This is a genomic window from Actinoplanes nipponensis, assembly GCF_016862275.1.
In the GTDB taxonomy this organism is placed as follows: Bacteria; Actinomycetota; Actinomycetes; order Mycobacteriales; family Micromonosporaceae; genus Actinoplanes; species Actinoplanes nipponensis.
The window spans coordinates 1-14,732 of the sequence record NZ_BOMQ01000048.1; the positions used below are offsets into that span (position 1 = coordinate 1).

Consider the following 14,732-nt stretch of genomic DNA (forward strand, 5'->3'; position numbering starts at 1 on the left):
GGACCCCCCGGGTCCCGCCCTCCGGCCGCCTCGGCCGCGCGGCCGGGGTTCGCGGGTTGCCCGGGCTGCGGAAGAATCGGCCCATGGAACCGACCCCACCGGCCGGCGCGGCCCCGGCCCGCGATCGTGACGCCGCCGGCCGCCCCCGCAACGCCCGGCCCCGCGACGGTCTCGGCCGGCCCCTGCCCAAGGGGATGACGGGCGTGCCCACCACCCCCGATGACCTGGTCCTGCCGCCGGCCGAGGCCCTGCGGGAGGCGCAGCGCCTGCTCGACGCCGGGCGGCCGTTCCACGCCCACGAGGTGCTGGAGGCGACCTGGAAGGCCGCCGGGGAGTCCGAGCGCGAGCTCTGGCGGGGCCTGGCGCAGCTCGCGGTCGGCCTGACCCACGCCCGGCGCGGGAACGCCGAGGGCGCTTCCCGGCTGCTGCGGCGGGCCGCGGACCGGATCGAGGCCTACGCCGCGGCACCGCCGCACGGCGTGCCGGTGGCGGCGCTGGTCGCCTGGGCCCGGGACACGGCCGAGCGCATCGGCCGCGGCGACCGGGTGGACGAGGGAGCGCTGACGCCGGCCCTGCTCGGTTGAGCGCGCCGGGATCACCCGATCGGACGCTCCCGGCGGGCGGTCCGGGAGCCCGTCCGGACCGCAAATGCGCCGAGCCGCTACGGTTTACGACATGACGACCTACTCGGGTCCGGCAACGCTGATTCTCGTCGACGGCGCACGCGTCACCGGCATGGCTTCGCTCGGCACCAACAACCGGGGAAACCTCAACGGGTGGAGCGGCACGTTCCGGCCCAACGAGGTGAACACGGACATCCGCAACGCGACCGAGGGGCTGCAGCTGGAGCTGCCGTACGACCAGATCGGGGAGGTCACGGTCACCGGGGTCCGCAAGCTGCTCGCCACCCAGGTGCTGATGTCCCTGGTCGGACGCGGTCCCGCCCCGTTCTGAGCCGCCCGGCCACGACAGCACCCCCGCCGCCCGGTGGGGGTGCTGTCGTCCCGTGGGAGGTCAGTTCCAGTTGTCGACCTTGACGTCGTGCGGGTCGGGTGCCCCCGTGCCGGTCTCGATGAGCGACTTGAGGCTCATCAGGTAGGTGGCCCACTTCGTGCTGCAGTGGTGCATGAACTCCACCGGCTCCCGCCAGCCCCGGTGGGCGAACAGCACGCCGGTGTAGTCCTGGTCCGGCTCGAGGCGCCACTCCACCCGGGTGCCGATCCACTCCTCCGGGCCGCCGACCACCTCCCAGGTCACGCGCCGGCCGGCGGCGAGCTCGACCACCTTCATGTCGATGCCGCCGGGGCCGAACCGGAACTCCAGCACGCCGCCGGGGTCGTCGCCCCGGCCGCGGGTGTCGGTCGTCCACCAGCCGGCCAGCCCCTCGACCGTGGTCAGGGCGGCGAAGACGGCGGCCGGCGGCGCCTGGACGCCGACCTTGTGCAGGATGTCCACCATGGGATCTCCCCTCTCGGTTCAGTTCGGTCGATCGGTCGTGTCCCGGGCGCGCTGCACGGCCTCGGCGATCCGCTGGATCCGCCGGAGCCGGGCGTCCCACGCCGCGCCCACCGAGGACAGCTGGGCCACGGCGCGGGCCAGCTGGACCTCGTCCACCCGGTAGCGCCGTTCCCGCCCGGCCGGCGCGGCGCGCACCAGGCCGACCCGGTCGAGCACGCCGAGGTGTTTCGCGATGGCCTGCCGGGTCACCGGCAGCTGCTCGCTGAGGCTGGTGGCGGTGCCGTCGCCGGCCGCCAGCAGCAGGTCGAGCAGCCGCCGGCGGGTCGGGTCGCCGACCGCGGACCACAGGTCGTCGTCGACGGCGGCCGTGGTCACCGCGCCGACACCAGCCGGGCGAGGTAGTCACCCAGCCGGGGGACGAACGTGTCCCAGCCGGCGACGTGGTCGCGGTAGTAGTCGGCGACCTTGGCCGCCTCCCAGCCCATCTCCCGGAAGCCGGTCTCGGTCAGCCGGATCCGGGTGCCCCGCCCGGCCGGGGTCAGCTCGAAGGTGATCAGCAGCGAGCGCGGGTCGTCGAGCCGGCCCTCCGGGTGGCACCAGCGGAACGAGAACAGCCGGGGCGGCTCGACGTCCACCACGACGATGGGCGCGACCTGGGCCCGGTCGCCCCAGATCAGCTCGCCGGCCGCGCCCGGGGTGGCGTCCAGCTCGGCGTCGTCGGTCCACCACTGGGAGATGTGCTCGGGGCGGCTGACCACCTCGAAGACCACCTCGGGGGTGGCGTCGACGTGGATCTCGCGCTCGATGCTGCCGTACTCCATGCCCTGCCTCCATGCGCAACGTTTGGTTGCACATGACGGTAGTCGCCGGGGGGCGCTTGCGCAACCTTCGGTTGCGTTTCGGGGCGGCGGGCCTCAGATGTTGCTCAGGCCGACGTACTTGGGCACCTCGCGGCGCAGCTGCTCCTGGATCTCCCGGGCCTCGCCGGGCGGCACCGCGCGCAGGCAGGCCGGCAGCCCCCGCAGCACCGCCTCCAGGTCCAGAGCCCGGTTCGCGTTGTGGTGGTAGTAGCGCAGCTCGGCCACGAAGTCGGCCATGAGCAGGGTCGCCTTGTCGGGGTTCTCCCGCCACAACCAGGTGAACACGGCGCCGAACGCGTCACCGAGCAGCGCCACCGACCCGGGCTCGAAGTGCTCGAGCGTCAGCTCGGCCTCGTAGAACACGAGCCCGACCAGCAACTGGTCGAGAATGTGCTCGGGTATCTCGCGGGTGTGCACAGAAGCATCCTCTCTTCTCCGGGCCACCCCCGGTGAGGCCGGGCACACGGCTCGTTCTGTCGGATCGATGCCTGACATTGCCGCCGAGGACGGGTAGGACGGGCACGACCGTCGATCCCCGGCCGCTCCCCCGCGGGCGTCCCCGGCCGCGGCGCGCACGGTGATGCGCTGACCGGAACGCCTCACCGCGGCGCGCGCAGCGGCGCACCGGCCTCCGGCCGGCGGCGTCTTGCCGCGCCCTGCCGGGGAATCGCCGGCGGCCGCCCGGCCGCCGGCGACGCGGCCTCCGGCGATGCGGCCGCCGGGGGCGCAGGCGCCGGCGACGCGGCCGCCGGCGGCGCGGGCACCGGCGACTCCGCCCCCGGCGGTACTGGCGCCGCTGGTCCAGGCGTCGCCGGCCACCGACCGGTCGCGAGCGCCGCCGCGTAGCCGAACGCGCAGGCCACCGGCAGCCAGATCGGCGCCATCATCCGGTCGAACTCGGAGTCGACCGGGTGGGCCACCAGCATCAGGATCCCGGTCAGGCCGGTGAGGATCCACAGTGCCGCGACCGGGCGCATCCGCAGCACGAGCACCGCGGCGGCGAACAGGAAGGCCACGACCATGGCCGGACCGGCCCACTCGGCGGCCAGCCGCGAGGGCCAGAAGTCGAGGTTGCGCCCGATCAGCCAGCCGATCGGGTCGGGCACGTCCGCCCGCTGCTTGAAGTGTCGCGTGGCGAAGTCCTGGATCGTCTCGTTCAGCCCGGGCAGGCGCAGCGTCCAGGCGGCGATCTGCCAGCCCAGCACCGCCAGCAGACCGGCCGCGGCGATCGTCACGGCCGGCCACCGCGGCCGGCGGCCGGGCAGCGCGAGCAGGCCGGCGGCCGACAGGATCAGGGCCATCGCCATCCCGCTGGCCGAGCGGACCAGGAACAGCCAGACCAGCGCGACCAGGATGACCGGCAGGCCGAGCCGGCGACCCCGCAGCAGCAGCGTGGCGCCCAGCACGACCGCCAGGTAGCCGGCCAGGGTCCCGCTCTCGGTCAGCATGCGGCTCATCCAGAAGCCCGCCGGCAGGACGAACAGGGCGACCACGGCCAGCACCCCGGCGGACCGCAGGCCGCTGGCCAGCCAGACCGCCAGGTACGCCAGCGCGGCCGCGAGCAGCGCCAGCACCATGGTCGCGGCCATCATGCCCCGCCACAGCCCCAGCGTGGCGACGAACGGGGCGGCGAACAGCGGGTACCCCGGGCGGCTGTCGAAGATGGCGACGTAGCGCGGGGAGTACCCCCCGGTCCGGTAGCCGCGGCAGGTGGGCTCGGCCCGCCTGGCCCGCAGCGAGCGGTTGATGTCCCGGCACAACTGGCGGCTGGCGGCCCGGGCGGCCTCGCCCGCGTCCACCCCGGTGAAGATCAGCGCCTGCCGCATGTACCAGTAGCTGTCCCCGGAGGCGACCCGCCGGGGGTCGTCGTACCGGGCGAGGAAGAGCAGCGCGGCGATCGCCACCACCAGCAGCAGCCAGGCCGTCTCGACCAGTCCCCGCCGGGCGCGCGGGCCCCACGGTCGCGCCCCGGCGGGCCGAACGTCTTGCGTGTCCACGTGTGCACTCGATCCCCGCGATGGAGCCTGCGTGTCCGTCTACGGTCACCCTGACTCCCCCTAGACGCCCAGGTGACCGGTGCCGGGCGACAGCAGGGGCACAAATTCGCACCGCCGGCCCGGCCGTTGCCCTCCCGGCGCGGCGACGGTCCATAGTGGTGCGGTGCCGCAGGGTCTGACGTAGGCCGGCGCGGTCAAGCTCCCGGGCGGCTCGGGCCCGCTGGTCTCGTTGGCGGACAACCCGCTCGGCGGCGCGCTCAGCCTGGCCACGGCCGGCGGCAGCGACGTCGCGCTCAGCCTCTTCGACGCCAAGGGCGAGGCGATCCGGCTCGGCCACCTGGTGGCCGGCCGGCTCACCGAGACGGTACGCGGCCTGGGCCGCTACGACCTCCGCGCTGGACGACGATCCGGCCGCCCTGCTGCACGCCTACGACCGGGCGGCCCGCGCGGTGTCCGCCGCCGCGTGGGGACCGGCCGGCGCCCGCACCGGGTCGCCCGGGCCGGCCATCCGGTTGGTGCTGCGCTCGCTGGCCACCGACGCCCACCGGCTGCCGTCGGCCGACGTGCTGCGGCTGGTCCGGCTGATCCGCGCGAGCAGCCGGTTCGACGACGCCGAGCACCTGCCGGCCGCCGTCGAGTGCCTGCTGGCGGACCCCACGCCGTTCGCCGACGAGCGGGACCTGCTGAGCGGCGAGCTGCTGGCCGACGCGGCGCCGGTGATCCGCGGGCTATCCCCGCAGGGGTGCCTGAGCCTGCTGACCGCGCTGGCGTACGCCCGCACCGTCGCCCTGGCGACGATCCTGGCTGCGATCGACGAGCGGCTGGCCGCCCCGGACGTGCGCGACCGGATCCGGACCGATCCCGACCTGGCCGTCCGCCTGGCCGACGCCCGCGACCGGCTGCGGCCGTCGTCCTGAGCCCCGGCGCCGGCGGGGGTCAGCCGCGTCGCAGCCAGTGGTCCAGCCAGGCGAACGCCTCCTCCTGCATCTCCCGGACGAAGACGTGGCCGAGGCCGGGCCAGATCCGGGTGCTGAGCCGGTGCTGCGCGCGCCGGTCGGCCCAGACCGCGCGCATCTTGGCGTACGCGGCCGCCACGCCCTCGGCCGGGAACAGCGGGTCGGCCTCGCCGTCGAACAGCATCATCGGCCGCGGCGCGGCGATGCCGGCCACGTCCGGGATGTCGAGGTAGCGGGCCAGGCCGGGGTGCAGCATGAAGAACGCCGACTGGCCGCGCAGCGTGTTGTTGCCCGCGACCATCATCTCCCTCAGCCCGGTCATCCAGCAGGCCGACACGGTCGCCGCGATGTGGTCCGACAGCGCCGCGACCTGCCATGCCCGGTAGCCGCCCAGGGAGAAGCCGACCGCCGCGATCCGGCGCTCGTCCACCTCGGGCAGCGACGCCAGCATGGCGGCGGCCCGGACGTCCTCGCGGGCCATCAGCCCGGACAGCGACGACCCCAGGTTGAACAGGTTGCCGGCCAGCGCCTGCTGCCCCTCGTACGTGAGGCCGCCGCGGTCGCCCCAGCCCAACCCGTCCACGGCGAGCACCGCGTACCCGCGGGCGGCCAGCTCGTTGCCGATGAACCGGCCGCTGAAGTAGCGCTGCGCCCAGGCCTGCGCCGACGCCCGGCGGGTGTCGTCGTACCAGGGCTCGATCAGCTTCTCCTTGCCGATGTCGAACCGGGCCCCGTGATCGTGCAGCGCCAGCACGGCGGGGAACGGGCCGGGCCCGTCCGGGACCAGCAGGATTGCCCGTACCCGGCTGTGGCCGGTGACGTTGAACAGCACCTGCCGCTGCCGGTAGCCGTCCCGCGGTTGCTCATCGATGATCTCGACGTCGAAGGCGGAGTCGTCGCGCGGCTGCCACAACAGCTCCTCGACCTTGGCCCGGGCCAGCCGCCGCCAGGCCCGCCAGCCCAGGTCGCGGTGGTGGGGCCAGGCCAGCGGGAAGTCCAGCTCGGCCTTGAGCCGCTCGGCGAAGACCGGCAGGGCGCCGTCGACGACCCCGGGACTCTCGAACCCGGGCCCGGGCGCGCCGAGGGATCCGGGAGACGCGGCGGCCGGCGCCGGCAGGTGGCCCGAGGCCAGGGCGAGAGGGGGCAACGTGACGAACGCGCGCCGCTTCATACATTCCCCTTTGTCGATGGATATCGACCGTAGGAGCAGCCGTCGGGCCCTGTCAAACAGCCGTGGGCGCGACGGCGGCTCCGCCGTCGCGCCCACGGGGCGCCACCGTTCAGGTCGCTCAGCGCGTACGCGGGTCCACGTCGTTGCTGCGGCTGCCGGCCTTGGCCAGGCCCCGGCTGACCAGGTAGCCGATGGTGAGCAGCGTGATGAACCACCACGCCTTGTCGGCGGCGAAGTAGTCGCCGCCGTCGTTGGCGGCGCCGTCACCCACCGTGTACGAGGCGATCAGCACGCCGATGACGGCGGCGAGGTAGACGAACAGCTCGGTGGTCTTGAACGACGGCTTGGTCTCCTCGCCGCGGAACCGGTTGTGCTTCACGTCGACGGTGTCGTTGTGCGTGTGGGTGCTCGTAGCCATGGTCTATTTCCTCCAGGGGGTCACATTTCGGGCCGCCTTGCGCGGCGAGCGAGGGGTACCCGGCGCCGCCGGGGCCAATCGGTGTTCCCAGGAAGTTTTCAGATCGTTACCAGCTTCGGCCGGTCACCAATCGTGACGGCCGGCGTCGCGGACCCGTGAGGTCGCGGGGCCGCTGGCCCGGTGCTGGTCGGCGCCGGCGCTGGTGTGGCGGGTGTCGCCGTGGCCGCCGTGCCAGTCGAGGACCAGCATGCAGGCGTCGTCGGGCAGCGTGCCGTCGGGCCGGCGACCTCCAGGATGAGATCGCCCAGCACCCGGACCAGCTCCCGGGGGTGCAGCTCCCGGAGATCGGCCAGGTGCGTGGGCAGGTCCAGCGCCGCGGCGCCCCGCTCCAGCATGCCGTCGGTGAGCAGCACCAGGCGGTCCCCGGGCCGCAGGTCCACCCGGGCGGTCCGGAACGGCCGGTCCCGGAGCAGGCCGAACGGCCGGTTGACGGTCAGCGCCGGCGACCGCGTCACTCCCCCGCGGACCAGCAGCGGGGTGGGGTGCCCGGCGTTGACGACGGCGAGCATCCCGGTGCGCAGGTCGAGCCGGCCGAGAATCCCGGTGACGAAGGCGGCCCGGTCGGGCGCGTTGTCGTAGAGCGCCCGGTTGGCCGCCTCGGCCTGCTCGATCAGCGTGCCGCCGCGGCGGCGGGCGTTGCGCGGTCCACCGACGCAGAGGGTCGCCGCGAGCGCGCTGTGGACCCCGGGCCCTCTCCACGGCGGCCAGCACGTCGGCGAGCTCCCTGCCGTCCGTCCGGTCCGAGGTCACGCGCTGGAGCATGGACGCGACCGCCCGGCCCCCGGTCAGCACGCGGGGGTCACCGCACCAGGCGGCGCAGCGCCCACCGGGCCACCGGCAGATAGCCCGCCACGGCGGGGGCGAAGCCGACCACGGTCAGCCCGGTCCGGGTCCCGGCGGCGGTGGCCTGCACGGTGTGCAGCAGGGTCAGCCGGACGCCGGCCGCCGAAGCCGTCCACGACCAGGTGCGCACCGGTCCCGCGTCGTCGACCCCGATGATCTGGAACGGGACCGGGAGGCCGGCCGGCCCGTGCACCACGCCGGAGGTGCCGGGGCTGAGCAGGTCGCCCGGGTAGTCCACCGAGCGGATCTGCGGCGACCACTCCGGCCAGCGCCGCGGGCGGACGTACCGGTCCCAGACGTCCTCGGTGGCGCGCGGGCCCTCGACGGTGATCTCTCGGCGCAGTGCCGGCCAGGCGACCTTCATGCCCCCATCCTGCAGCACCGGGGGCGCCGACGGGTCCGGCCCGGCGGCGTCACCGGTCGGGCCGCACGATGACCTTGACCGAGCCGGGGTCGCGGGTGGCGGCGGTGAGCGCCTGCTCCACCTCGGCCAGCCCGTAGTGCCCGGTGACCAGCGCGTCGAGGTCGACCCGGCCGGCGGCGGCCAGCGCGATGGCCGCGGGCCACGTGTTGGCGTAGCGGAACGTGCCGGTCAGCTCCAGTTCGTTGTTCTGCAGGTGGACCAGCGGCAGGGCGATCTCGTCGCCGCCCATGCCAGCCAGCACGATCCGGCCGGCCCGGGTCACCGCGCGGATGGCGTCGCCGGTGGCGGCCGGGTGCCCGGAGCACTCGAGCAGCACGTCGGGGTCGACGCCGGCGTCCCGCAGCGGGGTCTGTCCGGTGTGCACCGTGGCGGTGGCGCCGAGGTGGGCGGCGAGCCGCAACCGGCTGGGGTTGATGTCGGTCACCGTGACCTCGGTGGCGCCGAAGGCCAACGCCGCCTGCAGGCAGACCAGCCCGATCGGCCCGGCGCCGGTGACCAGCACGCGGGCGCCCGGACCGACCCGGGCCCGGCGGCAGGCCCAGATCCCCACCGAGAGCGGTTCGATCAGGGCCGCGGCATCGTCCGACATGCTGTCCGGCACGGGGTACGCGAAGTCCTCGGGCACGGTGACGTACTCGCAGAACGCCCCGTCGACCGGCGGTGTGCCGTAGAACCGCATCCGGGGGCAGAGGTTGTACCGGCCGGCCCGGCACTGCGCGCAGGTGCGGTCGGGGACGCCGGGCTCGATAGACACCCGCCGGCCGGCCGGGTGCCGGGTGGCGCCGGGCCCGGCGGCGACGATCCGGCCCGCCGGCTCGTGCCCGAGCACCAGCGGCGCCGTGACGACGTGGTGGCCGATCCGGCCGTGCCGGTAGTAGTGCACATCGGAGCCGCACGTGCCGACGGCAGTCACCTGGACCAGGACCTCCCCGGGCCCGGGCTCGGGCACCGGCCGTTCCTGCAGCGTGACGGTGCCGGCGCGCTCCAGGACGGCCGCGCGCATCGGGGAGCTGGTCATACCGGCAGCCTCCTGCGGGGAGAAGGGGCGGTCCGGTGCCGGGCGGGGCAGGGGGCCTCCCTGCATCCCATGCCATCGACGGCCGCGAGTCAACGGGCCGCTCCCCCGCACCGGCCGCCGGCTACGGCTCCCCGGGATCGGCGCGCGGCTGCGCCCCGGCGGCCTCGGCGTCCGCCATGAGGCGTTCGAGGGCGGACACCTCCCGGCGGTCGGCCAGCCGCTCCCGGGCATCGGCGGCACGGTCGCGGGCATCGGCCACACCGTCCCGGCCGTCCGCGGCACGGTCGCGGGCGTCCGCGGCACGGTCGCGGGCATCGGCGGCACGGTCGCGGGCATCGGCGGCGCGCCGCCGGGCTTCCTGCCCCGCGTCGCGCCGCTGCTGAAGCTCGTCCAGGCGGCGCTCCCGCTCGTCGAGCCCGGCGGCCCGGTCAGCCGCCGGCCGGTCGCGCTCCCCCACGTCGTCAGCATCCATGCCAGTCACTATCCTCCGGCGGCCCCCGGCACCACGACGGCGTCGCCTGCTGTCACCCGGCCGGGGCGCGGCCACCACGGTCACCCGGAGGTGTCCGGCCGCGTCCCGGCCGGGCGGCCGTCCCGCCCGCGGTCCCGGTGGCGCCCGGGTCAGCGGGCCCGGCGGGTGACCAGTCGCTGCAGCACGATGAAGGCGAACAGCAGGATGCCGATGACGATCTTCGTCCACCAGGAGCTGAGCGTGCCCTGGAAGGTGATGATGGTCTGGATCAGGCCGAGCACCAGCACGCCCAGCACGGTGCCGAACAGGTAGCCGGAGCCACCGGTCAGGATCACGCCGCCGATCACCACGGCGGCGATCGCGTCCAGCTCCATGCCCTGCGCGTGCAGGCTGTAGCCGGAGAGCATGTAGAAGCTGAGCAGCACCCCGCCCAGCGCCGAGCAGAAGCCGCTGATGGTGTAGACGGCGATCCGGGTCCGGCCCACCGGCAGGCCCATCAGCAGCGCCGAGTCCGCGTTGCCGCCGATCGCGTAGACGGTCCGGCCGAACCGGGTGTACGCCAGCACGGCCGCCCCGGCCAGCACCACCACCGCGGCGATCACGACGCTGGTGGAGATGAAGATGCCCGGGCCGAAGCGGATCCGCTCCTGGGCCATCGCCGTCCAGAACGGGTCGGTGATCGGGATCGAGTTGCGGTTGATCAGGAGCGACAGCCCGCGGGCCAGGAACATGCCGGCCAGCGTGGCGATGAACGGCTCCACCTTGAAGTAGTGGATGACCGCCCCCATGCCCAGCCCCAGCGTGGTGCCGATCAGCAGCACGAGCGGCAGCACCACCGCGGCGGGCCAGCCGTCGTTCAGCAGCGTCGCGGCGACCACGGTGGTCAGGGCGACCACCGCGCCGACCGACAGGTCGATGCCGCCGGTGAGGATCACGAAGGTCATCCCGGCCGCGACCACGAGCAGGAAGGCGTTGTCGACGAAGACGTTGAGCAGCACCTGGGTGTCGGAGAAGTTGTCGTAGTTGGCGACGCCCAGGCTGTACATCAGGACGAGCAGGGCCAGGGTGGCCAGCACCGGGATGTGCCGCCGGTCGGCGCGGCGCCGCTTGTGCGGCGTGGCCACGGTGACCTCCGGCTGGGGCGGGGCCTTGACGTCGGTCATGCGGGCACCTCGGCTGCGGGAGTGGCGGCGGGGGTACGCCGGCGGCGGAACACCGCGGCGCGGAAGGCGGCGGACTGGCTCAGACACAGGATGACGACCACGACCGCTTTGAACAACAGGGTGGTCTCGGCCGGCACGCCGATCGTGTACGTGGTGATGTCCAGCGCCGAGATCAGCACCGCGCCGAGCACGCTGCCGGCGATGGAGAAGCGGCCGCCGGTCAGGGCCGTGCCGCCGATCACCACGGCGAGGATCGCGTCCAGCTCGATGAGGTTGCCGGCCGCGTTGCTGTCGGCGCTGGCCACGTTGGAGCTGAAGATCAGGCCCGCGATGCCGGCGCAGACCGCCGCGAACACGTACGCCATGATCGTCAGCCCGCGGGCCCGGATGCCGGCGAGCCGGCTGGCGGTCGGGCTCGCGCCCACGGCCTCGACCAGGACGCCCAGCGCGGAGCGGCGGATCAGCAGCACCGCGGCGGCCACCACCACGGCCACGATGATCACCGAGACCGGCACGCCGAGCAGGTAGCCGGCCCCGATGACCCGGAACGGCGGCGAGGACACGTTGATGATCTGGCCGCCGGTGAGCAGCTGGGCGATGCCGCGGCCGGCCACCATGAGGATCAGCGTGGCGATGATGGGCTGGATGCCGATGACCGAGACCAGGACGCCGTTCCAGATCCCGGCCACCGCCGACAGCCCCAGCGCCAGGCCGACCGCCAGCAGCACGCCGCCGACGCTGCCCGGATCGCTCAGGTCGCCGATGAACAGGCAGGCCACGGCCCCGGAGATGGCCATCACCGAGCCCACCGACAGGTCGATGCCGCCGGTGGCGATGACCATCGTCATCCCCAGGGCGACCAGCGCCAGCGGGGTGGCCGAGCGCAGCACGTCGATCAGCGAGCCGTAGAGGTGGCCGTCCTGCAGGGTGATGGTGAAGAAGCGCGGTGCGAAGAAGACGTTGCTGACCAGCAGCAGGACGAGCACCACGGCCGGCCAGAAGAGCCGGTGCCGGACAAGGGGGGTCACGACTTCGCTCCGCTCGCGATCGCCTGCATGATCCGGTCGGCGTCGACGCCGCCGCCGGTGTTGTCGACCTCCTCGATCAGGTGCCGCTCGCGCAGCACCTCGATCTTGTGGCTGAGCCGCAGCACCTCCTCGAGCTCCGCGCTGACGAACAGCACCGCCATCCCGCCGTCGGCCAGCTCGACCAGCAGCCGCTGGATCTCGGCCTTGGCGCCGACGTCGATGCCGCGGGTGGGCTCGTCGACGATGAGCAGCCGGGGCTCGGTGATCAGCCAGCGGGCCAGCAGGACCTTCTGCTGGTTGCCGCCGCTGAGGTTGCGCACGGCCACGTCGGGGTCGGCGGGCCGGATGCCCAGCGTCTTGATGTAGCGCTCGACCAGCTCGTCCTGCTTGCGCCGCGGGATGGGCCGGGACCAGCCGCGGGACGCCTGCAGCGCGAGCACGATGTTCTCCCGCACGCTCAGCTCCCCGACGACGCCCTCGGTCCGCCGGTTCTCCGAGGAGAAGGCGATGCCGTGGTTCATCGCCATCCGCGGGGTCCGCAGGGTGACGGGCCGGCCGTCGATCTTGAGGGTGCCGTGGTCGGGCCGGTCGGCGCCGAACAGCAGCCGGGCCAGCTCCGTACGCCCCGAGCCCAGCAGCCCGGCCAGCCCGACGATCTCGCCGCCCCGGATGGCCAGCTCGAACGGCGCGATGGCCCCCGTACGGCCCAGCTCGTGGGCCTCCACGATGGGCTGTCGGGGCGCGTCGGCCGTGACCGTGCGCGGCTCCTCCTCGAGGCGTTCCAGCACGGTCAGTTCCTTGCCGATCATCTTGGTGACCAGCTGCATCTGGGTCAGCTCGGCGGTGGCGTACTCGCCGATCAGGGTGCCGTTGCGCAGCACCGTCATCCGGTCCGCCACGGCGTAGACCTGGTCCAGGAAGTGCGAGATGAACAGGATGGCCACGCCGTCGCGCTTGAGCCGGCGCATCACCTGGAAGAGGCGCTCCACCTCGGAGGCGTCCAGGCTGGAGGTCGGCTCGTCGAGGATCAGCACCTTGGCCGAGATGTCGATGGCCCGGGCGATCGCCACCATCTGCTGGATGGCCAGCGAGTACGTGCCCAGCGGGGCGGCCACGTCCAGGTGCAGGTCGAGCCCGGCCAGCAGCTCGGCCGAGCGGCGGCGCATCTCCGACCAGCGGATCTTGCCGAACCGCCGGGGCTCGCGGCCGATGAAGATGTTCTCCGCGACCGAGAGGTTGGCGCAGAGGTTGACCTCCTGGTAGACCGTGCTGATGCCGGCCTGCTGAGCCTGCAGCGGCCCGCCGAAGCGCACCGGGGCGCCGTCCAGCGTGATGTCGCCGGCGTCGATGCCGTACACCCCGGTCAGGACCTTGATCAGGGTCGACTTGCCGGCGCCGTTCTCGCCCATCAGGGCGTGCACCTCGCCCGGGCGCAGCGAGAAGTCGACGCCGTCGAGCGCCACGACACCGGGGAAGGTCTTGCGGATGCCGGTCATCTGCAGGATCGGCGGGTCAACCATGGTTGTGCTCCTTGGTCGGCGGCGGACCGCCCCGGCTCACCGGCCGGGGCGGCGCCGCTCGTGCGTGATCAGTACTTGCGGTCCGGCAGGGCGGTCTTGGCCTGCTCCTGGGTGAACGTCGTCTCCTGGGTGAGCACGCGCTGCTCCACCGTCTCGCCGGCCTTGACCTTCTTGGCCAGGTCCATCAGCTGTGGGCCGAGCAGCGGGCTGCACTCGACGATGTAGTTGATCTTCCCGGCGGCCAGGGCGGTCATGCCGTCCTTGACCGCGTCCACCGTGATGATCTTGATGTCGGTGCCCGGCTTCTTGCCGGCCGCCTCGATCGCCTCGATGGCGCCCAGGCCCATGTCGTCGTTGTGCGCGTAGAGCACGTCGATCTTGGGCTGCGACTTGAGGAAGGCCTCCATGACCTCCTTGCCGTCGGTCCGGGTGAACTGACCGGTCTGCGAAGCGACGATCTTGAACTTCGGGTCGGCCTTGATCACTTCTGCGAAGCCGGCCTTGCGGTCGTTGGCCGGCGCCGCGCCGGGCGTGCCCTGCAGCTCGACGATGTTGACCGGGTCGGACTTGCCCTCGTACTCCTTGACCAGCCACTCGCCCGCCTTCTTGCCCTCGAGCACGAAGTCGGAGCCGATGAAGGTCTTGTAGAGGGTCTTGTCCTGCGAGTCGACGGAACGGTCGGTGAGGATCACCGGGATGTTCGCGTCCTTGGCCTCCTTGAGCACCGTGTCCCAACCGGACTCCACGACCGGCGAGAAGGCGATCACGTCGACGCGCTGGGCGATGAAGGACCGGATCGCCTTGATCTGGTTCTCCTGCTTGCCCTGGGCGTCGGAGAACTTCAGGTCGATGCCGGCCGCGGCCGCGGACTCCTGGATCGACTTGGTGTTCGCCGTGCGCCAGCCGCTCTCGGCGCCGACCTGCGAGAAGCCCATGGTGATCTTGTCATCGCCACCGCCACCGCTGCTGCCGGCGTCGTCACCGCCGCCGCAGCCGGCGAGGGCGCCGACCGCCAGCGCGCCGGCCAGGACGGCAGCGGACCATTTCTTGAGCACAACGTCCTCCAGGTATCTCATTTGTTAGCGTTCACAATCTGAACTTTGCGAAGCCGGTGTTCAATTGACGGGAAGGAGAGCGGCAGTCCCACGGCGTCCGGGGTTGGGAACGCGCGGAGCAGCCAGACGACAGCCAAACCGCTCTATGCAGTGGCTCCCGTCACACGGTGCGTTTCAGGAGTGTTACCGTTCCCAATCCCGGCGTCAAGAGATCGTTCCGTATCGTGACCCAGAAAGCACCGGCCGACCGCCGCCCCCGAGGTCAGGGGCACTGTTCGGAAACTTGAAA

General features: G+C 73.3%; 17 protein-coding genes and 2 pseudogenes. 4 read left to right on the top strand and 15 right to left on the bottom strand.

Going from position 1 to position 14,732, the window contains the following annotated elements:
* Positions 1-83 precede the first annotated feature (83 nt).
* Positions 84-584: a DUF309 domain-containing protein gene (locus Ani05nite_RS19670; RefSeq protein WP_203770180.1), complete on the top strand. Its 501-nt coding sequence runs from the start codon at positions 84-86 to the stop codon at positions 582-584.
* Positions 585-675: 91 nt separating this feature from the next.
* Complete coding sequence (locus tag Ani05nite_RS19675; RefSeq protein WP_203770182.1) at positions 676-954, top strand: hypothetical protein; 279 nt, start codon at positions 676-678, stop codon at positions 952-954.
* A gap of 60 nt (positions 955-1,014) precedes the next feature.
* On the opposite strand, the gene Ani05nite_RS19680 is transcribed toward Ani05nite_RS19675, so the two are convergent.
* The 5 genes from Ani05nite_RS19680 to Ani05nite_RS19700 form a co-directional block, all read right to left on the bottom strand.
* Positions 1,015-1,458, bottom strand: coding sequence for an SRPBCC family protein (locus tag Ani05nite_RS19680; RefSeq protein ID WP_203770183.1), 444 nt, complete (start codon positions 1,456-1,458; stop codon positions 1,015-1,017).
* 18 nt (positions 1,459-1,476) lie between these two features.
* Positions 1,477-1,833 carry an ArsR/SmtB family transcription factor gene (locus Ani05nite_RS19685; protein WP_203770185.1) on the bottom strand — a complete coding sequence of 119 codons (357 nt, stop codon included), beginning with the start codon at positions 1,831-1,833 and terminating at the stop codon, positions 1,477-1,479.
* A complete protein-coding gene (locus tag Ani05nite_RS19690) occupies positions 1,830-2,279 on the bottom strand; it encodes an SRPBCC domain-containing protein (protein ID WP_203770187.1) in 450 nt (149 codons plus the stop codon). The genes Ani05nite_RS19685 and Ani05nite_RS19690 overlap by 4 nt, the downstream gene beginning before the upstream one ends.
* Positions 2,280-2,372: 93 nt before the next feature.
* Positions 2,373-2,735 (bottom strand): hypothetical protein, encoded by a 363-nt coding sequence (locus Ani05nite_RS19695; RefSeq protein WP_203770189.1) that lies wholly within the window; start codon positions 2,733-2,735, stop codon positions 2,373-2,375.
* Between the two features lie 182 nt (positions 2,736-2,917).
* Positions 2,918-4,315 (bottom strand): hypothetical protein, encoded by a 1,398-nt coding sequence (locus Ani05nite_RS19700; protein WP_203770191.1) that lies wholly within the window; start codon positions 4,313-4,315, stop codon positions 2,918-2,920.
* A gap of 196 nt (positions 4,316-4,511) precedes the next feature.
* On the opposite strand from Ani05nite_RS19700, the pseudogene Ani05nite_RS42385 reads away from it, so the two are divergent.
* Both Ani05nite_RS42385 and Ani05nite_RS19705 read left to right on the top strand, forming a co-directional pair.
* A pseudogene (locus tag Ani05nite_RS42385) lies at positions 4,512-4,691 on the top strand (NACHT N-terminal helical domain 7-containing protein); the annotation flags it as partial.
* Positions 4,692-4,764: 73 nt separating this feature from the next.
* Positions 4,765-5,232 carry a hypothetical protein gene (locus tag Ani05nite_RS19705; protein WP_203770193.1) on the top strand — a complete coding sequence of 156 codons (468 nt, stop codon included), beginning with the start codon at positions 4,765-4,767 and terminating at the stop codon, positions 5,230-5,232.
* Between the two features lie 19 nt (positions 5,233-5,251).
* On the opposite strand, the gene Ani05nite_RS19710 is transcribed toward Ani05nite_RS19705, so the two are convergent.
* From Ani05nite_RS19710 to Ani05nite_RS19755, 10 genes and pseudogenes are all read right to left on the bottom strand, one after another.
* On the bottom strand, positions 5,252-6,442 hold the full coding sequence (locus Ani05nite_RS19710; protein WP_203770194.1) for a dienelactone hydrolase family protein: 1,191 nt from the start codon (positions 6,440-6,442) through the stop codon (positions 5,252-5,254).
* Positions 6,443-6,560: 118 nt separating this feature from the next.
* Entirely contained in the window at positions 6,561-6,860 is a 300-nt protein-coding gene (locus Ani05nite_RS19715; protein WP_203770196.1) for a hypothetical protein, read from the bottom strand.
* Between the two features lie 98 nt (positions 6,861-6,958).
* Positions 6,959-7,552 (bottom strand): annotated as a pseudogene (locus Ani05nite_RS19720) (PP2C family protein-serine/threonine phosphatase); the annotation flags it as partial.
* A 167-nt stretch (positions 7,553-7,719) separates the two neighbouring features.
* Positions 7,720-8,127, bottom strand: coding sequence for an SRPBCC family protein (locus Ani05nite_RS19725; protein WP_203770198.1), 408 nt, complete (start codon positions 8,125-8,127; stop codon positions 7,720-7,722).
* A 49-nt stretch (positions 8,128-8,176) separates the two neighbouring features.
* Positions 8,177-9,205 carry an NAD(P)-dependent alcohol dehydrogenase gene (locus Ani05nite_RS19730; RefSeq protein WP_203770200.1) on the bottom strand — a complete coding sequence of 343 codons (1,029 nt, stop codon included), beginning with the start codon at positions 9,203-9,205 and terminating at the stop codon, positions 8,177-8,179.
* A gap of 121 nt (positions 9,206-9,326) precedes the next feature.
* The gene (locus tag Ani05nite_RS19735; RefSeq protein ID WP_203770202.1) at positions 9,327-9,677 is read right to left on the bottom strand and encodes a hypothetical protein; all 351 of its coding nucleotides are present in this window, start codon (positions 9,675-9,677) and stop codon (positions 9,327-9,329) included.
* A 149-nt stretch (positions 9,678-9,826) separates the two neighbouring features.
* Complete coding sequence (gene yjfF, locus Ani05nite_RS19740; RefSeq protein ID WP_203770204.1) at positions 9,827-10,840, bottom strand: galactofuranose ABC transporter, permease protein YjfF; 1,014 nt, start codon at positions 10,838-10,840, stop codon at positions 9,827-9,829.
* A complete protein-coding gene (locus Ani05nite_RS19745; RefSeq protein WP_203770206.1) occupies positions 10,837-11,868 on the bottom strand; it encodes an ABC transporter permease in 1,032 nt (343 codons plus the stop codon). The genes yjfF and Ani05nite_RS19745 overlap by 4 nt, the downstream gene beginning before the upstream one ends.
* Positions 11,865-13,388: a sugar ABC transporter ATP-binding protein gene (locus Ani05nite_RS19750; RefSeq protein WP_203770208.1), complete on the bottom strand. Its 1,524-nt coding sequence runs from the start codon at positions 13,386-13,388 to the stop codon at positions 11,865-11,867. The genes Ani05nite_RS19745 and Ani05nite_RS19750 overlap by 4 nt, the downstream gene beginning before the upstream one ends.
* A 68-nt stretch (positions 13,389-13,456) precedes the next feature.
* On the bottom strand, positions 13,457-14,464 hold the full coding sequence (locus tag Ani05nite_RS19755) for an ABC transporter substrate-binding protein (RefSeq protein WP_203770210.1): 1,008 nt from the start codon (positions 14,462-14,464) through the stop codon (positions 13,457-13,459).
* Positions 14,465-14,732: the final 268 nt, after the last annotated feature.